The organism is Sphingorhabdus sp. SMR4y, from assembly GCF_002218195.1.
Classification (GTDB): domain Bacteria; phylum Pseudomonadota; class Alphaproteobacteria; order Sphingomonadales; family Sphingomonadaceae; genus Parasphingorhabdus.
This window is the reverse complement of record NZ_CP022336.1, coordinates 2,293,331-2,312,003: the sequence shown is the minus strand read 5'-3', so window position 1 is coordinate 2,312,003 and position 18,673 is coordinate 2,293,331. Positions and strand designations below refer to the sequence as shown.

The following is an 18,673-nucleotide window of genomic DNA, read 5'->3' as shown; positions in this document are numbered from 1 at the left end:
GCCCTTATGCAAAAAACTTTCCGGGACCCGGGGATCAGGTGCTGCCGAAATGGCCAATCGCTTGCTCAATAACGCCATAGACGGAATCCAGTTCCTCGCGGCTTATACAATAAGGTGTCATGATGTAGATCGTATTGCCCAACGGCCGAAGTAAAATGTTGCGATCCCGGAAAAAACGGAGGAGCTGCGGGCCGAGGCTGGACATATAGTCGCCCGCGCCATCGTCGATTTCAAAGGCCAATATGGTGCCGCACTGGCGCAATCCGCTGACATTGGACTTTTGCTTCAGCCGCTCGGCAAAGGCCTGATGCGAGGCGATGATGGCGTCGATCCGCTCCTGCACCGGTTCGTCGCGCCAGATCGCCAGATTGGCATTGGCCGCTGCGCAGGCGATCGGATTGGCGGTGAAGCTGCTGGAATGGAAGAACATCTGTGCGCGGTCTTCAGAATAATGCGCCTGATAGATCGGATCACTGGCAGCGGTCACCGCCAGCGGGATGACGCCGCCGGTCAGCCCCTTGGCCATGCACAATATATCCGGTTCGACGCCCGCCTGTTCGCAGGCAAAGACGGTGCCGGTGCGGCCCCAGCCGGTCATGACCTCGTCGGCAATGAACAATACATCATGTTCCCGGCAGATTGCCGCCATTTGCGCCAAAATTGCAGGGCTGTACATCTTCATCCCGCCCGCACCGAGAACCAGCGGTTCGACGATCAGCGCGGCCGGCGCATTGTCACAGTCCGTGCTAAAGGCCTCCAGCTGGTCGAGCGTCTGCTGCTCGGCCCCCGCTTCGGGGAAGGAAATGGTGCCGACATCAAACAGCAACGGCGCATAGGCCTGGTTAAACACGCCGCGCGCGCCGACCGACATCGCGCCGATCGTATCGCCATGATAGCTATGCTCCATCACCAGGATTTTCTGGCGTACCTCGCCGCGATTGTGCCAATAGCCGAGCGCCATTTTCAGCGCGACCTCGACCGCGGTCGAGCCGCTGTCGGAGAAGAAGATATGCTCCAGCGAATCCGGCAGAAAATCGGCAAGACCTTCGGCCAGTTCCTGCGCCGGGCCATGTGTCCATCCGGCAAAGATCATCTGGTCCAGCTTGGCGCTCTGCGCCTGAATGGCGGCAGTGATTTTCGGATGGCAATGGCCGTGCGTCTGCACCCACCAGCTTGATATCGCGTCGATGATTCGCGTGCCATCGCTCTTGTACAGGCAGGTGCCTTCCGCCCGCGCGATTTCCGGAATCGGTTCGCCGAGCCCGTGCTGGGTGAAGGGATGCCAGATATTGATGCTCATGCTCCGAAGTCCGCCAGGTTGAAATGGGCACCGAACGCGTCCCGCAAGGCGTCCGGCGTCAGCGCATCGAGCATCGGCAGGCGCCCGAGATGCGACACGGCGCCGATCCGGCAGATGGTCTGTTCGCTGTCGACAATTTCTTCGCCGATAAAGGCGATGCCGTGGATCGGCACGGCGCGGGCGCGCAGGGCCTCGATCGTCAGCAGGCTGTGATTGATGGTGCCGAGGCGGGTCGACGCGACGACGATCACCGGCAGGCCCCAATGGGCAAAGAGATCGGCGAACAGCAGCTCCGGATTGACCGGCACCAGCGCGCCGCCGGCGCCTTCGATGACCAGCGGACCATCGACCGGCGGGATGGCGAGATCGTCGAGGCCAATGGTAACGCCTTCCTGTTCCGCCGAATAATGCGGCGAGGCAGGAATCGCCAGCCGGAAGCGCTCGGGCAAGATCCGCACGGGATCCACGCCGCCGATCCGCGCCACCGTCTCGCTGTCGGTGCCTTCGGCCAGTCCTGCCTGCACCGGTTTCCAGTAGCTGGCGCCGAGGGCAGCGGTCAGCGCTGCGGCAAAGACACTTTTCCCGATATCGGTATCGGTGCCGGTGATGACAAATTTCTGGCTCATGCCGCTTTCGCCAGCGCCAGCGCCGCGTGCAGCGCGGCGGCGAGATTTCTTATGTCTTCCTGCGTCACGTTGAGGGTCAGCGAGACGCGCAGACGCGCGCTTCCGGCCGGGACTGTCGGCGGGCGAATGGCGCGAACGTCATAGCCCTGCTGCTGCAGCATCGCCGCGACGCGCACCGCCACCCGGTCTTCACCGAGAATCACCGGAAAAATCTGGCTGTCCTGATGGTCGCCAAGCGACAGACCTTCAAAGCAGTCCCGTGCAAGCGCGATATGATCCGCCAGACCGGCCTGCAGCGCAGGATTGTTCGCAACATGGGCGATCGCCTGCTGCGCCAGATGCGCGGTCAGCGGGCTGGGCGCGGTCGAGAAAATAAAAGGCCGGGCGCGGTTGATGAAAAATTCGCGCAGGATTTTCGGCATGGTCAATATCCCGCCTTCGCCGCCCAGCGCCTTGCCGCAGGTGCGCAGCAGGATCGCGTTTTCCTGGCGGCCGATGGCGCCGGCCAGACCGCTGCCACCCTCGCCAAAAACGCCGACCGCATGGGCTTCGTCGATCACAAGCATCGCGTCATGGGCATCGGCGATCCGGGCCAGATCAGCCAGCGGCGCCCGGTCGCCATCCATGCTGTAGAGGCTTTCGACCGCGATCCACACGGTCCCCATGCCACCGGATTGGCGCCAACTCCGAATGGCCTGCTCGACCGCATTGCAGTCACCATGGGCAAAGGGCTGGAAGGCGGCGCGGCCCAGCTTCATCCCGTCATGGACGCTGGCGTGGACCAGCGCGTCGTAGAGCACCAGATCGCCGGTTTGCGGCAAGGTGGCGAACAAAGCGCTATTGGCGGCAAAGCCGGAGCCGAAAAACAGGCTGGCTTCCGCGCCATAATGGCTGGCGGCAAATTGCTCGAGCGCTTCATGTTCGGGATGATTGCCGCCGAGCAACCGTGATCCACCCGATCCGTGCGCCATGCCATTGGCGATCGCGGTCTGCGCCACTTCCTTCAGATAGGGACTGCGCGACAGGCCGAGATAATCATTGGAGGAAAAATCCTTGCCGGCGGGAATCAGAAGCCGCCGCTTGCGACCCGCCTGATCGAGCGCGTCCAGCTGATCGCGATAGGGTTTGAATCGATCCATGAATGCGCCGTTAGCAGTCAGCGACCCGTGGTGGCCAGAGGCAATGCAAACTGGCTGTCATCGACCGCTTCTATCGGGCTATCGCGGAACGGCAGGGGGAAACAGACCGGCTTTTCCTTCAGCCCGATGATCGCTTCCGCCGGACCCCCGACGCAGGCCTCGATCACCGGGTCCTGCGCCGCCATGCCGCCGGTCAGCGCGCCGAAAGCGGGCATGATCAGATGCTGGCGCCCCCTGACAAAGCAGCGCCGCGACAGATGGCGGCCGCGCGTCGCGATGCGGATTTTCGGATGATAATGGCCGGATATTTCCGGCAGCGCGCTATCGGCAGTGGCCTGATGGCGCAGCGCCAGCCCGGCACCGGTCCATTCGTCGACCACCTTGCCACCCCAAAGGCCGGCCACATCGCGGTCATGATTGCCGGTGATCCAGATCCACTCCAGCGTTGCGGTCATGGCGCTGAGTCGCCGGGCCGCTTCTGCTTCCAGCCGTGCCTCGCCCTCGCCATCATGATAATTGTCGCCGAGGCAGAAGACCCGCGTCGCGCCGGTGTTGCGGACCAGATCGGCCAGTTCAGCCAGCGTTGCCTGGCTGTCATAGGGCGGCAGCATCTGTCCCTGCCGGGCAAAGAAACTTGCTTTTTCCAGATGCAGATCGGCCACCAGCAGCGCGTTTTGCGCTGGCCAGTAAAGCGCCGCCGGAGCGACGATGGCAAAGCGATGCTGGGCGAACAGAAGGGGAACCATGGCGCTGCTATGCGATGAACATCGGCGCTATGCAAGCGGCTCTATTGGAAATTCCTGCCCGGCCGCCCTATATGCGCTCCCATGACCGAATCTCAAACTCCTGTAAAAGTCGCCGCGCTCTATCATTTTGCCGTGGTCGACGATCCTGCAGTCCTTCGCCTGCAGGTGCTGCCGCTGTGCGAGCAGCACGGCCTCAAGGGCACGATTCTGCTGGCGCATGAAGGCATCAACGGCACGATTGCCGGCGCGCCCGACGCGATTGACGCGGTGATCGAAGGCCTGCGCGAGCTGCCCCGCTTTGCCGATCTCGAGGTCAAATATTCCGAAGCCAGCACGATGCCCTTCCTGCGGATGAAGGTCCGGCTGAAGAAGGAAATCGTCTCGATGGGCGTCGAGGGCGTCGATGCCGCGACCGAGAAAGGTGCCTATGTCGACCCGGCCGACTGGAACGATCTGATCGCCGATCCGGACACGATCGTGATCGATACGCGCAATGCCTATGAAGTGGCGATCGGCAGTTTTGACGGCGCGATCAACCCGAACACCGAAAGCTTCCGCGATTTTCCGGCCTGGTTCGACGATTTTTCCGAGAAGCTGCGACAGGATTCAGAAAAAGCACCGAAGATCGCCATGTTCTGCACCGGCGGCATCCGCTGCGAAAAGGCGACCGCCTATGTCAAGGCGCAAGGGTTCGAAGATGTCCAGCATCTCAAGGGCGGCATATTGAAATATCTCGAACATGTGCCCGAATCCGAAAGCCGCTGGCAGGGCGACTGTTTCCTGTTCGACCAGCGAGTCGCCGTCGGCCACGGCTTGCGCGAAGCCGATTATGGCCAATGCTATGCCTGCCGGATGCCGCTGAACGCTACCGATCGCGCCTCGCCCGACTATATTCCGGGTGAAGCCTGCCCGCATTGCATCGACCAGCGGAGCGACGAACAGCGTGCCCGCTATCGTGAACGCCAGCGTCAGGTTGAAAAAGCCGCGGCCGAGGGTCGCCAGCATCTCGGCACCGAATGACGGACTTGCCGGTCCTCTACAGCTTTCGCCGCTGCCCCTATGCGATGCGCGCGCGCATGGCATTGCTGGTCAGCGACACGCCGGTGCGCCTGCGCGAGGTGGTGCTGCGTGACAAGCCGGAAGAAATGATCACCGCCTCGCCCAAGGGCACGGTACCGGTACTGGTGCTGCCCGACGGACAGGTCATCGACGAAAGCCTGGCAATCATGCGCTGGGCGCTGGACCGCAACGACCCGCAAGGCTGGCGGCAGGGAAGCGCGACCGAATCCGAACTGATCGCCGAGGCCGATGGTCCGTTCAAACACGCGCTCGACCGCTATAAATATCCGACCCGCTATGAGAATGTCGACCCGCTGCAGCATCGCGCTGCCGGACTGACCTTTCTCGATAAGCTGGACAGTCTGATTCAACCGTCAGGGCAGCTGATGGACGCAAAGCCGACGCTGGCCGACCACGCGATCTTCCCGTTCGTCCGCCAGTTCGCCAATAATGACCGCGACTGGTTCGACGCTCTGCCCCTGTCCGCCCTGCAGAATTGGCTGGCCGACCATCTCGCCTCGCCGCTGTTTGCCACCACGATGCAAAAATATCCGCAGTGGAAAAACGGGGATGAGGAACCGGTTTTTGCTCTGGACGTGGCGGTGTAGCGCGGCCCCGAGACAGGACATGGGACCGGCGTCGATTCGGGCGACGCCAAAATATTGCGGGAACAGCTGCACCGGCCAACGCTATCTGGACTCGCACGAAGCCACGAAGACGCAAAGCGCCCCGAGATTGGAGCACAATTGTGCGCCATCTTATAGCCTTCGTGGCTTTGTGTCTTCGTGCGAGTCCATTCCGTGCCTGTCGCGGGAGCGGTAGACGGCAAGCGATCGGCGCGGGTGTATGATAGCGCCTCGATCAGATCCCGACGCGCAATTTCAGTCCGACCCTCGTGTCCGGCGCGGCGTCCGACAGGCCCACGGCACCATCGACGCCGATCCGGACCGAGCGGGTCAGATTGGTGCCGAAGCCCATGTTGAGGCTCTGGCTGTCGCCGATGCCGGTCGTGGCGGATTGTTCGTAGCTATAGGAAGCGGTGAGGGCGCTGCTCTCGCCGAGCAGAACATGACTCCCCGCCGTGCCCGATAGCCGGTTGCGGGTTTCGAATTCATCCGGCTCGCCGACGATCGTATAGCCGGCACCGACAAATGGCACGACCGCACCCATTTTCTTTGAGAGCTGACCGGAGACTCCGTAATCGACCTGACCGGTTCCCAGCCCCTTCTCTTGTGATGCGGTGGGCAGTTTGACAGAAGCGCCGACAGTGGCGTTGACGCCGGAAACTGGCAGTTGATAAGCGGCATTGAGCGACAGATCACCGATTCCCTCGCGCTTTACCTGTCCGGTCTGCGATCCGGTCGACCCCAGCAGCGGCGTGCCGAACAGCCCGCCCTGATTGACGATCACTTCCTGCGGGGCGGTCGACACAATATAGGGAAGCGATGCCGAAGCACTGAACCGGCCCTTGCTCATCGCCACGCCGGTGGTGGCAAATGTGGTCTTGTATTCCAGCCCCTCGCCGACATCGCCCTCGACATGATCCACGTCAGCGAGCAGATAGAAACGGCTGTCGTCTCCGGCGCTGTCATTCTCCCGAACGCTGGCGTCCTGAAGATCGGAATTCTGCGCCAGAGCAGGGCTGGCGGCGGCGAGAAAAATCGGCACGGTGAGAAAAATACGCATATCGGGTTCGCTCCTTGAGGACGTGGCAAGCATGGCTGTTGCTTGCCTGTGCAAGGGGAACGAACCGCAGCGGCGGTTTAATCCACATTATTTTTCGAAATTGTTTCCCGGCCCAGGTTCGCCAAACCCGAACAGTGGTCATGGAGCGTCGTTCAGTCCGACCTTCAGAAATGGATTTTGCTGTTCAGCGGCTTGTCGACAAACTCCTTGGTGTTCTTGGGGGTCAGGAAGTGGATTTTCCGTCTGGGAAAGTCGATCGCGACCTGATCAAATTTCCGCAATACGTCCATTCCGATCAGCACGGTCGGCTTGTCAGTGAGACCAAAGCGTTCGAAGGGCGGGGAATCCGCGAAGGCAACAGTCAGGCGCGGGAACCGGGCGCGGCCGATACGAAAATCGCGAACCATGCCAAATTCCGCACCCAGGGTCGCGCCGGTGACGGATATCAGCAGGTCGGCATCGTCCAGTTCGCTGGCGCGCCGCTGCAGTCTCTGGCGCAAAGCCAGATTGCCGATCGACATCTGCGCTCCGGTATCGACGATCACGTTGACCTCTATTCCGGCGATCTTCGCGTCGGTGAAAATCAGCTGGCCGGACCGCCGCTTGGCGGTCACCACGATTTCCCGGGATCTTGCGCGGCCGCGCGCTTCCTCCGCGTCTTCGACAATGATCTGATCAGTGACGAAATCGAACAAAATCCGCTGGTCCTGCAAGCCGTCCAGCCCCAAAATGCCATCGGCCCCGATATGCTGGGCCGCCAGGACCGGTGAAATCAGACCATCATAATTTTTGCGGCCCATGGTCAGGCGGGGCACATAGACCATATCGACCGTGGTCGTGCCGGCGATGCTCATCAGCTCGGCCGGTTTTTCCCCTTCGAGCGCCAGGCTGTCGGCGATTCTCCGGGAGATCACGCTTCGTTCGGCGCCGGTATCGATGACGAAGGAAAACGGTCCCTTGCCCTCGATACTGACCGGAACGGTCATTCTCTTGGCCCGATCCTGATCGATATCGACGATCTCGCCTTCGGGACTGGTCAGGCTGCCGGGCTTCACCGACTGGCCGAGAGGAAGGGGATAGGCCAGCGTCAGTGCATAGGCCAGAATCGCGGGTGTCATGCTGGTAAAAAGGGCTGACATCGTCTCTCCAATCTGTTTCTGCCGGGCAGCGACAGCTTGGTGTCTGGCGACCGGCTTGCCATGACTATAGCATGAATCGACCTTCTGTTTCGACCATGAAGATTTTCAGGCATCTTCCGGCAGCAGAAAATAGATTTTCCGATTGGCGAAATCGATCGCCACCCGATCAAGTTGGCGCAGCGCGTCCATACCAAGAAACAGTGCCGGTTTCTTTTCCAGCTTCAACGCCTTGAACGGGGCAATATCGGCAAAGGCGATAGGGATGATGCCAAAACGCGCGCGCCCGATCAGCAATTCCTCGGCGATGCCGTAATCGGCTTCGATCGAGCGGCCGGTGACATCGACCAGACTGGTTTTGACAAGCGCGGAAGACTGGATGCGCAACCGCCGTTGCAGTGCCTTGTTGCCGATCGAAAGCTCGCCGCCGGTGTCGATAATCACGCTGGTTCTGATTCCGGCGATAGTGGCATTGGCGAAAATCAACTGGCCGGACCGCCGCCGCGCGGTCACCACGATCTCGCGGAGGGAGCGGCTTTTCAGCTTCTGCTTCGTATCCTCGACCGAGATATTCTTGCCCAGAAAGTCGAACAGAATGCGCTGCCCCTGCAGACTGTCGAGGCCGAGAACGCCATCGGCGCCAATGTTGGCCGCCCGGAATGTCGGTGAAACCAGGCTGTCATAGCTGCGTTTCCCCAGCGTCAGGCTGGGGACATAGACGGTCTCGACAATGGTGGTTCCGGCCAGCGCGATTATCCGGACCTGATCTTCCACATCGAGGGCCAGCGCACCGGCGATTTCCTTCGACAATATGGTGCGCTGCGAGGCCGTATCGATGATGAATTGATAGGGGCCGGTGTCAGCGATGCGCACCGCAACCGTCATTCGGTCGAGCCGGTCCCTGGCGATCGCAATCTGTTCCGGGTCGGACTGGAGAAATTCGTCCGGCAGGCGGTCGGCGATACGGGCTTCGGTTTCCGGTTCGACCGCCAGAGGCACAACGGGCTGGGCCGCAAGAAGCGACGCACAGACGGGCAATAGCATCGTCGGACAAGCCATGGCGTCACTCTACGCTATATCCGGCTTCTCTCCAAATTTCGCCCGATGTGTCGACCGGTTCAGTCGATTGTCATCGCCTCGTTGATCAGCGATTCCGCCTCGATCAGCAGCGCGTCATCGGTCGCGCCCTGCGCCACATGTTCGCGCCCGATCATCACCAGCACCGGCACTGCCAGCGGGCTGACCCGCTCCAGTTCGACATGGATTAGCGAGTCCGCCGCCCGGTCGAGCAGGTCGCCCAGCCGTCCGACATCGGTCATCCGTGCTCTTGCATCCGCCCAGGCCGCCTGCATCAGCAGATGATCCGGCTCATATTTGCGCAACACGTCGAAAATCAGGTCGGTCGAGAAGGTGACCTGCTTGCCGGTCTTGCGCTTGCCGGGATGCTGACGCTCGACCAGCCCGCTGATCACCGCCACCTCGCGGAAGGCGCGCTTGAGCAGATGCGACCCCTCGACCCAGTCGAAAAATTCCTCCTCCAGGATGTCGGCGCTGAACAGCGGGCGGGGATCGGTGACCGGCTCGATGCTGTAGCAGGCCAGCGCATAATCATTGGCGACAAAGCCGATCGGCTTGAGTCCGCGATCCTCCATCCGCCGGGTTAGCAGCATGCCGAGCGACTGGTGCGCGTTCCAGCCTTCGAAACTGTAGGCGACCATATAATGCAGCTTCTTGTGCGGAAAGGTCTCGACCAGCAATTGCCCCGGTTCGGGCATGACCGAGCGATGGTCCTGCATTTCCAGCCATTCGCGGACATCGTCGGGAAAACGCGACCAGCCGGCCCGGTCGGTCAGGAAAGCGCGCACCCGGTCCGACAAATGGGTGGTCAGCGGCAGCCGCGCGCCGCCATAGCTCGGGATCATCGCCGCTTTCTTGGCCGCGCGGACAATCACGTCGCTGGCATCCATCTTGATCAGCTCGAGACTCAGGCCGGCGAAGAAAAACGTGTCGCCGACCGACAGCATGGCGGCAAAGCCTTCCTCGACCTTGCCGAGATTGCGGCCGTTCTTGAACCGCACATTCATCATCGCCGCGTCGACGATGATCCCCGCGTTCAGCCGGTGCTGGGCGGCGAATTTCGGATGGGTCAGGCTCCACACGCCCCTGGCATCCCGGCGCAGCCGCTTGAACCGGTCATAGGCTTTCAGCGCATAGCCGCCGTCGCGGGTGAAATTCAGCACCCGCTCGAACTGTTCCCTCGACAGGGCGCTATAGGGCAGGGCGCTTTGCACCTCGTCGAGCAGATCGTCCTCCTGGAACGGCCCGGCGCAGGCGCAACTCATCACATGCTGGGCGAGCACGTCGAGGCCGCCGGCGCGGAACGGCTCGCCATCACGGCGGCCTTCATTGACCGCATCCAGCGCCGCCTGCGCCTCGAGATATTCAAAGCGGTTGCCGGGCACGAGCAGCGCTTTCGACGATACGTCCAGTCGGTGGTTGGCGCGACCGATCCGCTGCAGCAGCCGCGACGAGCCCTTGGGCGCGCCCATCTGGATGACGCAGTCGATATCGCCCCAGTCGACCCCGAGATCGAGCGAGGCGGTGCAAACCAGCGCCCGCATCTTGCCTGACGCCATGGCGTTCTCGACCTTGCGCCGGGCTTCCTTCGACAGGCTGCCGTGATGGACGCCGATGGGCAGCGTCTCGTCATTGATGTCCCACAGCTGCTGGAAGGTGAACTCGGCGAGAAACCGGGTGTTGCAGAAGATCAGGGTCATCCGGTTCCTGCGAATCTGCTCCATCACCTGCGGGATCGCATAGCTTCCGGCATGGCCGGACCAGGGCACGCGCACCGGATCGCCCTCCGGCGTCTCGGGCAGCATGATCGACAGATCGGCCGGCGCGCCGTCCGCGCCCCGCACATGGGTGACGCTGTCGATATCGCCATATGGCGCCAGCCAGGCGCGGAAATCATCCGGCTCGGCCACCGTCGCCGACAGGGCAACACGCTGCATTTCCGGGGCAATTTTCTGCAGCCGCGCCAGCGACAGGGCCAGCAGGTCGCCGCGCTTGCCGCTGGCAAAGGCGTGCACTTCGTCGATCACCACACGCCTGAGATTCGCAAACAGGGCAAAGCTTTCCGGCTGGCTGAGCAGCAGGTTGAGCGATTCCGGCGTGGTCAGCAAAATCTGCGGTGGCTTGACCCGCTGCCGTGCCTTGCGCGCCGCCGGCGTATCGCCGCTGCGCGTCTCGACCGTGATCGGCAGGCCCATTTCCGCGATCGGCGTCAGCAGGTTGCGCTGCACATCGACCGCGAGCGCCTTGAGCGGCGAGATATAGAGCGTGTGGAGGTCTTTCCGTTCGCCCTGAGCCTGTCGAAGGGTCGATTGCGTCTGGCCGGGTGCTTCGACAGGCTCAGCACGAACGGGTTTCCTGTCCGCCTGTTCCACAAGCTCTACCAGTGTCGGCAAAAAGCCCGCCAGCGTCTTGCCCGCCCCGGTCGGTGCGGTCAGCAGGGCGTGACGCCCGACCCGGGCTGTCTCCAGCATCGCCAGCTGGTGCGGCCGCACCTGCCAGCCGCGCGCGGCGAACCAGTCGCTCAGGATAGACGGAATATTGTCATCGGCCATTGCGCTGATCCTGCTCCGTCCTGTCTCTATCCCTGCGCATGCGCGCCTGTCCTATAGTATAGATAGTGCAGATAATAGGACTGACAATGACGTCCGATCCTTGCCCGCCCCGGAATATTCCCGTATCTGCCGGGCACAGCTATTTTCACGCGGCGGCGATAGCCGGCCCAACAAGAGCGCCAGATATGGACAACCGGACAGCATCGAACAACCGCGTCGAATGGGGTTTCATGATCACGCTGCTGGTCATCATTTCGCTGGCCTTCGCGGTGCTGATCGAGCCGTTTTTCGGCGCCGTCGTCTGGGGCGTCGTCGTCGCTGTCCTGTTTCGGCCGGTCTACGAACGGCTGCTCGACTATCTGCCGGGCCGGGCCAATCTGGTCGCGGCGGTCACGCTGATTCTGATTCTGCTTCTGGTCATTGTTCCGACGATCCTGCTCGGCATGGCCCTCGCGCAGGAGGCCGCGACCATTTATGTCCGGATCCAGGAAGGGGAAATCGATTTTGGCGCCGTCTTTGCAGCTTTTGAAAATTCCCTGCCGCAATGGGTGCAGAATCAGCTCGCCGCTTATGGCTATGGCGATTTTGCCAGCATCAGGGCCGAAATCGAACAGTCGATTACCGCCATTCTCGAATTTCTGGTGACCCAGTTGCTCAGCGTTGGCCAGGGCGCGTTCCAGTTCATGCTTGGCCTTGGTGTCATGCTCTATCTGACCTTTTTTCTGTTGCGGGACGGCCGTGCGCTGAGCGACCGGATCGAACAGATGGTACCGCTCGGCGAGGAAAAGCGGCGCATTCTGATGGATAAATTTCTGGTGGTGATCCGTGCGACGATCAAGGGCAGCCTGATTATCGCGATCATCCAGGGCAGTCTCGGCGGCCTTGTCTTCTGGGCGCTCGATATCCGCGGCGCCCTGCTATGGGCGGTGCTGATGGGGATATTCTCGCTGATCCCGGCGATCGGTACCGGCTTCGTCTGGGTACCAGTGGCCCTCTATCTGTTCATCACCGGAGATATATGGCAGGCCGTGGTGCTGGTTCTCTGTGGCGTCTTCGTGATCAGCATGGTCGATAATCTCGTCCGGCCCACGCTGGTCGGCCGGGACACGCGGATGCCCGACTATGTCGTGCTGATCTCGACGCTCGGCGGACTGCAGCTGTTCGGGATCAACGGCATCGTCATCGGCCCGCTGGTGGCGGCGCTGTTCATCGCCATCTGGAGCATTTTTTCCGATATGCAGGCGGGACCGGCGGAGCCGGAAAAAGCTAGCGAATAACCCCGCCGCGTTTCGCTTCGTCCGCCATGATGATCATCGAACGCGCGTGGCGCAGCGCCACCGCGCGATGGTCACGGCCATAGCCGCCGCCCAGTGCGCTGGCGACCGGGATCCCGAGATCGCGCGCGCTGCGGATGACCATCCGGTCGCGCCGCTCCAGACCGCTGTCGGTAAGCGCCAGCCGGCCCAGCCGGTCATCAACATGCGAATCGACACCGGCCTGATAGAGCAGCATATCCGGTTGAAAGCGCTTCAGAATGTCCGCCAAAGCTCCGTCCAGTATCGCGAGATAGGCATCATCCTCCACCGCATCGGGCAGCGCAATATCGCAACTGGAACGCGCCTTTCTGGTCGGGAAATTGCGTTCGCTGTGGATCGACAGGGTGAAGATATCCTCGCGCCCGGCCAGCAGCACCGCGGTGCCGTCGCCCTGATGCACATCGAGATCGACAATCAATATCCGGCGCGCATCGCCTTCCGCCAGCAGCCGGTTGGCGGTGATCGCCAGGTCGTTGAACACGCAATAGCCCGCCCCCGTGTCGGCCAGCGCATGATGGCTGCCACCGGCGCTGTTCGCTGCATAGCCATGCTGCAAGGCAAGCTGCGCCGCCAGCCAGGTACCACCCGATGTATATTGCACGCGGCTGGCAATATCCGCAGACACCGGAAAGCCGATCCGTCGCTCTATTTCACGTGGAACAGTGGCGGTCAGCACCTGTTCGACATAGTCGGGATCATGAACCGCCTCGATCCAGCGGCGCTCCATCAGCGGGGGCCGATGGGCCTGATGCAAGGACGCATGGGCGCGGATCGCCTCCATCACCAGCTGATATTTGTCAAAGACGAAGCTGCCGCTGGCCGGGCGCGGCGCGACATAATCGGGATGGTGGACGATATGGAGCATCGGTGACCTAGGATTGCCTGCGCAGATGATAGGTCAAAGCCATGGCGATACAATGCCTGGCCGCATCGACGGGCAGTGCGTTGCGGCAGTCAAACAGCACTGCGCGATTGCCGTCAAAGGTCAGCTCTTGATCATAGAGCTGTCTGTAGCGGGCGATCAGATCGGTCTGGCAATGCACATATAATCCATAGATCGCTTCAGATTTTTTGTGCCGGTTGATCCGCACCGTCGTGCCGGACCCGGTGGCCGACGTCAGAAACGCCGCTTCTCCCCATTTGAGCGTTTCCTCCAGAGGACCGATCGCCGGATTCTCGCTCGCGACATCCAGAATCAGTCGCCGAAGCTGCACGAGTCTCACGGTCAGCGGTTCCGGAAGCCCTTTCCAGGCGGCGCGCACGGGTTCGGGAATGTCCTCTGTCATCCCGACCCAATATCAGCCGACCCGACTTGTTGTCACGCGCCGCGTATCAGCCGTCCGGGTCTTGCTCCGGTCGACTGGTCGAACCGCCGGATGATTTCGCCCGACACGATCGTCGCATCATAGCCGGTTGCGCGCTGGTGCAATCTTTGCCCGCCCGCCGGCAGATCCTTTACGATTTCGGGAAGATGCAATTGCAGATTATCGAGATCGATCACATTGATATCGGCCTTGGCACCGGGCCGGAGCAAGCCACGCTGGTCGAGCCCCACCGCTTTTGCGGCCTTGTGCGACAACATATGCACCGCCTGCGCCAGTTCAAAGCTTTGCGCGCCCGGATTGCGGACATATTGGGTCAGCAAATAGGTCGAGTAGCTGGCGTCGCAAATCGCGCCATAATGGGCACCACCATCGCCGAGCCCGGGGATGCAATGCGGGTGGCTGAGCATTTCATGGGCGCTGTCCAGCGTGCCATTTTCATAATTGCCGAGCGCGGCGAGGAACAGGCCCTTGCCATCCGTTTCGAGCAACCGGTCATAGGCAATTTCCTGCGGCGTGCAGCCCTTGGCCGCGGCCTGCCCGGCCATGCTCATTTCCTTCGGCGGCGCATAGTCCGGCGGATTGTCGAGCGGGAACAGCCAGTTCCAGTCGCGGGCCAGCGCGTTGAACGGATGGCCGGGCGCGAATTCCTCGCTCAGCAAGGCTTTGCGCATCTCCGGATCCCGCATCGCCGCGACCTGCTGATCGACGGGCAGGTCGGCAATCCTGGCCCAGCTCGGGCAGAGAATGAACGGATGGACCGTCAGCTCCAGCCCGGCGATCAGGCCGATCGGACGCGGCATGATCTGGGCAGTCGCCTTGCCGCCATTGGCATGGGTGCGGTCGATCATCTCGAGCACCCTGCGCCAGCGCGGTGGCCCGTCATTGCCGGAAGCCAGCGTGAAGGTGGCGGGCCGGCCGGAGCTTTCGACCACCCGCTCGATTACCTGATATTCCTTGTCCCAGCCGACAAAGGCGTCGAGTACCACCTGGAAAGTGCCGGTGCCGGCATCCTTCATGCCGCCACAAATGGCTTCCAGTTCGGCCACATCGGCCTCGAAAGTCGGGATGGAGCCGCCATCGGCGGTCTTGTGAATCGAAAGCCGTGACGTCGCGAAACCGATCGCGCCGGCTTCCATCGCTTCTCGCGCCAGTTTGCGCATCATCGCCAGATCATCGTCATTGGCTGGCTCCCGCGCAGCACCGCGCGCACCCATGGCATAGACGCGCAAGGGCGAGTGCGGCAGATAGGCGGCGATATCGATATCGCGCTTGCCCTTCTCCACGGTGTCGAGATATTCGGGAAATGTCTCCCAGCTCCAGGGCAAACCGTCGGCCATGACCACGCCGGGAATATCCTCGACCCCTTCCATCACGTTGATCAGCATGTCGTGATCTTCCTTCCGGCAGGGCGCAAAACCGACACCGCAATTGCCCATGATCGCGGTGGTCACGCCATGCGAGGAGGAAGGGCTCAGCTCTTCTGCCCAGATGCACTGGCCGTCATAATGGGTGTGCACGTCGATAAAACCGGGGGTGACAATCTTGCCGCTGGCGTCGATTTCCTCGCGGCCTGAACCCGAGACCTTGCCGATTTCCGCTACCTTGCCGTCGCTGACCGCGATATCCCCGTCAAAGAGATTATCGCCGCTGCCATCGGCAATAGTGCCGCCGCGAATTACCAGATCATATATTTCTGTCATATTCTGTATCACCCTCTCACAAGCTGAACGATGCCACCGATCAAGCTGCCCAGTACGAAAATATAGATGGGCGGCATGCTGACGTAGAGCCAGAGCAGCCGCTTCTTCGGCTCCTTGTGATAGCCCAGAGCATAGCCGACCCGCATCAACGGCCAGATCGAACCGATTCCTGCCGCCCAATAGGGACTGACGACATAGGCGAACAGCCACAGGCCGGGCAGAAACAGCACCAGATGTTCCAATGTGTTGTGATGCGCCCGGACGTGGCGTTCATATTCCGGTGGTCCGCTGTGCGATGGCGGTTCGATCTTGAACCGGCGGCGCGCCAGCCCGGCCATCAGCAGCGTGAAATAATAAGCGAGCAAAGCCAGTGCGCTGACGATTGCCACATAAATATACGGGTCCATGATCCGCTATCCCCATCCCTTTTTCAGACTGTCCTGAACGATCGGGTCGGGCCTGGCCATAGTGCATTTCGATAAGACATGGATGCAGAGCGGAATTTTCTGGACGCCGTTTGACAGCGCGCTCGTGCCTCTATGGCTCAACAATCCGCATTGCGGTCGGGTCGGCCAGAGTCCTTGGCCAAATAGTAGCAATATTTGCCACTAGTCAGCATCTGGTAAATTTGGCGATCAAGCAGAAATGACTCAACCCATTAAAAAATATGGATTTTATGAAACTGGCACGGCCCGTGCAAAGCTGTTGGCATCTTCGCTAACAACCCGTTTCGAAGGCCAGATTTTGAAAAAGGAATGAAAAATGTTGAACGCAAATATCCAGAACCACATCGCCGCCGCCGTTGCCGCTCTTTTCTCCGCTGCTGTCCTGGTTTCCGCCAGCGTTGGTCCTGCGGTTCAAAATAGCGCTGCCCTGATCGCATAAACCCGCTTATCGGAAGGAAGAAAACATGCCCCGCTTCACATTTCGTCAGGAAATCGCCGTCGGTTTCGCCGCTCTGGTCTGTTCAGCCATATCCGTGATCAGCGCCATTGGCCCTGCGACTCATGGCAGCCTTTCGACCTTCATCTGATAACCATCGGCCGGCGACAATCCTGCAATCGAGCCAGCGGGAATCAGTGCCCCACGCTTTCCCCGCGCTCCAGCCCCGACAGGGCCAGCTGCTCGTCAATCTGCGCCATCAGCCGGTCGAGACCATCCTGTGATTTGGCTTCGGCCCGTGCGACCAGAACATCCTGGGTATTGCTGGCGCGCAGCAGCCACCAGCCGTCCTCGGTATTGACCCGCGCGCCGTCGGTGTCGTTGACATCGGCGCCACTGGCCGAAAGCCGCTCCAATATTTCGTCGATCACGGCAAATTTCCGGCTTTCATCGACCTGAAAGCGCATTTCCGGCGTGTTGATCATATCCACCATGTCGCTGCGCAACTGGCTGACGCTCTTGCCGATATTGGTCGCTGCCTGAATCAGCCGGATCGCCGCATAAGGCGCGTCGTCGAAGCCGTAATAATCATGTTTGAAAAAGACATGGCCGCTCATCTCGCCGGCCAGCGGCGAACCGGTTTCCTTCATCTTCGACTTGATCAGACTGTGGCCGGTTTTCCACATCAGAGGCTTGCCGCCGCATTCCGCGATCCGGTCATAGAGCGCCTGCGAGGCTTTCACGTCCGCAATGATCGTCGCGCCGGGCTCGCTTTTCAGCACATCCTCGGCGTAGATTTGCAGCAGCTGGTCGCCCCAGATCACCCGGCCCTCGCCGTCGATCGCGCCGATGCGGTCGCCGTCGCCGTCAAAGGCGACGCCGAAGTCGAGTCCCTTCTCCGCGACCAGCGCTTTCAGATCCGCGAGATTCTTTTCCTCGGTCGGATCGGGATGATGGTTGGGGAAGCTGCCGTCGACCTCGGTGTAGAGCAGGTGATGCTCGCCGGCGCCGCGCTCGCTGAGCAGCTTGGTCAGTTTCTCGATCACCGGTCCGGCCGCGCCGTTGCCGCAATCCCATCCGACCTTGAACGCTCCGCCGGTAAAATTCTTCAGCAGGCGCTCGACATATTCATCCTCGATATCGATCCGCTCGAACGTGCCGCTGCCCTGGTCCCAGTCGCCCTCGGATGCCATGGTGCCCAGTCCCAATATGTCGGCACCGAAAAAGGGCCGGCCCTGGAACACCATCTTGAAGCCGTTATAATTGGCAGGATTGTGACTTCCTGTAATCATTATGCCGCCCTGGACCGTTTCCAGTACAGATTCGGCATAATATAGCATCGGAGTGGGGCCCATTCCGACAGAAATGGCATTGATTCCGGCATCATTGAGACCGCGCACCAGCGCGTCCTCGAGCATCGGGGAACTGGTCCGTCCGTCAAATCCCGTGGCTACCGCAGTGCCGCCATCGCGCGCGATCAGGGTCCCGAAACCCCGGCCTATCGCATAGGCATCTTCCTCGCCCAGCGTCTCGCCGATGATGCCGCGAATGTCATATTCGCGCAAGGAGGTGGAATGGAACTGGTGGGAAGTCGGAGCGTTCATGGTCATGGCCTTGGCTGGTTGGACTGGCCTGTGTTTCTAAGGCGCAGGTTCCTGAAAATCCAGCAATAGTATGAAAATATGCCGCAATGGCTAGCGGCGGGAAGATGCTTCCAAATCTTCCAATAATATGTCGCGCGCGCGGTTGATCATCTTGGCCAGTTGCTCGTCCCCGCCATTGTCGGGATGATGTTCGGCCAGCCGCTCTTTCCAGGCTGCATTGATTTCGAGAAAGCCTGCGTCATCGCTGACGCCCAATAAAGACCGCGCCCGGTCCAGCTCGAAATTGCGCGGCTTGCGCTTCGGTTCTTCTTTGTCGCGCACCGGAATCAATATCCGCCAACCGCTCAGGAAAGCGGCGCCGGCCAGCATCGCGCCGCCCATGATCCAGCTCCCGCCGCGCAGGAAATTCGCGCCGATCAGCGCCACCACCAGCGCCAGCCACTGGTTGGGAGTCATGGCCTTTGCCTTGCCCGACAAGATCAGCCACGCCAGAATCGCGCCGCCAAAGATGAGCAGGGGTGTCAT

General features: G+C 61.2%; 19 protein-coding genes. 5 read left to right on the top strand and 14 right to left on the bottom strand.

All coding sequences use genetic code 11. The annotated features are described in order from the left end of the window. Positions 1-34: 34 nt before the first annotated feature. The 4 genes from SPHFLASMR4Y_RS11140 to pdeM are packed head-to-tail and all read right to left on the bottom strand — an operon-like array spanning position 35 to position 3,811. Positions 35-1,300, bottom strand: a complete 1,266-nt coding sequence (locus SPHFLASMR4Y_RS11140) for an adenosylmethionine--8-amino-7-oxononanoate transaminase (RefSeq protein WP_089133608.1) — start codon at positions 1,298-1,300, stop codon at positions 35-37. Beyond that, positions 1,297-1,926, bottom strand: coding sequence for a dethiobiotin synthase (bioD, locus tag SPHFLASMR4Y_RS11135; protein ID WP_089133607.1), 630 nt, complete (start codon positions 1,924-1,926; stop codon positions 1,297-1,299). The genes SPHFLASMR4Y_RS11140 and bioD overlap by 4 nt, the downstream gene beginning before the upstream one ends. After that, positions 1,923-3,065, bottom strand: a complete 1,143-nt coding sequence (locus SPHFLASMR4Y_RS11130) for an 8-amino-7-oxononanoate synthase (protein WP_089133606.1) — start codon at positions 3,063-3,065, stop codon at positions 1,923-1,925. The genes bioD and SPHFLASMR4Y_RS11130 overlap by 4 nt, the downstream gene beginning before the upstream one ends. A gap of 17 nt (positions 3,066-3,082) precedes the next feature. Further along, positions 3,083-3,811, bottom strand: coding sequence for a ligase-associated DNA damage response endonuclease PdeM (gene pdeM / locus SPHFLASMR4Y_RS11125; protein ID WP_089133605.1), 729 nt, complete (start codon positions 3,809-3,811; stop codon positions 3,083-3,085). An 81-nt stretch (positions 3,812-3,892) separates the two neighbouring features. Here pdeM and SPHFLASMR4Y_RS11120 point away from each other — a divergent pair, with 81 nt between their 5' ends. Continuing rightward, positions 3,893-4,831 (top strand): rhodanese-related sulfurtransferase, encoded by a 939-nt coding sequence (locus tag SPHFLASMR4Y_RS11120; protein WP_089133604.1) that lies wholly within the window; start codon positions 3,893-3,895, stop codon positions 4,829-4,831. Continuing rightward, positions 4,828-5,478 carry a glutathione S-transferase gene (locus SPHFLASMR4Y_RS11115; protein WP_089133603.1) on the top strand — a complete coding sequence of 217 codons (651 nt, stop codon included), beginning with the start codon at positions 4,828-4,830 and terminating at the stop codon, positions 5,476-5,478. The genes SPHFLASMR4Y_RS11120 and SPHFLASMR4Y_RS11115 overlap by 4 nt, the downstream gene beginning before the upstream one ends. Positions 5,479-5,731: 253 nt before the next feature. Here the strand turns inward: SPHFLASMR4Y_RS11115 and SPHFLASMR4Y_RS11110 are convergent, their stop codons facing one another. The 4 genes from SPHFLASMR4Y_RS11110 to SPHFLASMR4Y_RS11095 all read right to left on the bottom strand — a co-directional run bounded on the left by SPHFLASMR4Y_RS11110 (position 5,732) and on the right by SPHFLASMR4Y_RS11095 (position 11,321). Next, the gene (locus SPHFLASMR4Y_RS11110) at positions 5,732-6,556 is read right to left on the bottom strand and encodes a DUF3187 family protein (RefSeq protein WP_089133602.1); all 825 of its coding nucleotides are present in this window, start codon (positions 6,554-6,556) and stop codon (positions 5,732-5,734) included. A gap of 164 nt (positions 6,557-6,720) precedes the next feature. Beyond that, complete coding sequence (locus tag SPHFLASMR4Y_RS11105) at positions 6,721-7,695, bottom strand: retroviral-like aspartic protease family protein (protein ID WP_089133601.1); 975 nt, start codon at positions 7,693-7,695, stop codon at positions 6,721-6,723. A gap of 105 nt (positions 7,696-7,800) precedes the next feature. Then, positions 7,801-8,751, bottom strand: coding sequence for a retroviral-like aspartic protease family protein (locus SPHFLASMR4Y_RS11100; RefSeq protein ID WP_089133600.1), 951 nt, complete (start codon positions 8,749-8,751; stop codon positions 7,801-7,803). Between the two features lie 59 nt (positions 8,752-8,810). Further along, positions 8,811-11,321 (bottom strand): ligase-associated DNA damage response DEXH box helicase, encoded by a 2,511-nt coding sequence (locus SPHFLASMR4Y_RS11095; RefSeq protein ID WP_089133599.1) that lies wholly within the window; start codon positions 11,319-11,321, stop codon positions 8,811-8,813. Positions 11,322-11,506: 185 nt separating this feature from the next. On the opposite strand from SPHFLASMR4Y_RS11095, the gene SPHFLASMR4Y_RS11090 reads away from it, so the two are divergent. Then, positions 11,507-12,598, top strand: coding sequence for an AI-2E family transporter (locus tag SPHFLASMR4Y_RS11090; RefSeq protein WP_089133598.1), 1,092 nt, complete (start codon positions 11,507-11,509; stop codon positions 12,596-12,598). On the opposite strand, the gene SPHFLASMR4Y_RS11085 is transcribed toward SPHFLASMR4Y_RS11090, so the two are convergent. From SPHFLASMR4Y_RS11085 to SPHFLASMR4Y_RS11070, 4 genes are read right to left on the bottom strand one after another with little or no spacing between them, the layout of a single operon-like run. Further along, positions 12,588-13,502 (bottom strand): histone deacetylase, encoded by a 915-nt coding sequence (locus SPHFLASMR4Y_RS11085; protein WP_089133597.1) that lies wholly within the window; start codon positions 13,500-13,502, stop codon positions 12,588-12,590. The two genes, SPHFLASMR4Y_RS11090 and SPHFLASMR4Y_RS11085, sit on opposite strands and share 11 nt — an antisense overlap. Before the next feature lie 7 nt (positions 13,503-13,509). Next, positions 13,510-13,923: a DUF1801 domain-containing protein gene (locus SPHFLASMR4Y_RS11080; protein WP_222102926.1), complete on the bottom strand. Its 414-nt coding sequence runs from the start codon at positions 13,921-13,923 to the stop codon at positions 13,510-13,512. A 32-nt stretch (positions 13,924-13,955) separates the two neighbouring features. After that, a complete protein-coding gene (locus SPHFLASMR4Y_RS11075) occupies positions 13,956-15,662 on the bottom strand; it encodes an N-acyl-D-amino-acid deacylase family protein (protein WP_089133596.1) in 1,707 nt (568 codons plus the stop codon). Positions 15,663-15,670: 8 nt separating this feature from the next. Beyond that, positions 15,671-16,069: an MAPEG family protein gene (locus tag SPHFLASMR4Y_RS11070; RefSeq protein WP_089133595.1), complete on the bottom strand. Its 399-nt coding sequence runs from the start codon at positions 16,067-16,069 to the stop codon at positions 15,671-15,673. A 355-nt stretch (positions 16,070-16,424) separates the two neighbouring features. On the opposite strand from SPHFLASMR4Y_RS11070, the gene SPHFLASMR4Y_RS17365 reads away from it, so the two are divergent. Both SPHFLASMR4Y_RS17365 and SPHFLASMR4Y_RS17360 read left to right on the top strand, forming a co-directional pair. Further along, the gene (locus SPHFLASMR4Y_RS17365) at positions 16,425-16,547 is read left to right on the top strand and encodes a hypothetical protein (RefSeq protein WP_260806947.1); all 123 of its coding nucleotides are present in this window, start codon (positions 16,425-16,427) and stop codon (positions 16,545-16,547) included. Between the two features lie 25 nt (positions 16,548-16,572). Beyond that, positions 16,573-16,695: a hypothetical protein gene (locus SPHFLASMR4Y_RS17360; RefSeq protein ID WP_260806946.1), complete on the top strand. Its 123-nt coding sequence runs from the start codon at positions 16,573-16,575 to the stop codon at positions 16,693-16,695. A 43-nt stretch (positions 16,696-16,738) separates the two neighbouring features. Here SPHFLASMR4Y_RS17360 and pgmG read toward each other — a convergent pair whose 3' ends face one another. Further along, entirely contained in the window at positions 16,739-18,148 is a 1,410-nt protein-coding gene (gene pgmG / locus SPHFLASMR4Y_RS11065; RefSeq protein WP_089134839.1) for a phosphoglucomutase/phosphomannomutase PgmG, read from the bottom strand. 90 nt (positions 18,149-18,238) lie between these two features. Then, positions 18,239-18,673, bottom strand: a complete 435-nt coding sequence (locus SPHFLASMR4Y_RS11060) for a J domain-containing protein (RefSeq protein WP_089133594.1) — start codon at positions 18,671-18,673, stop codon at positions 18,239-18,241.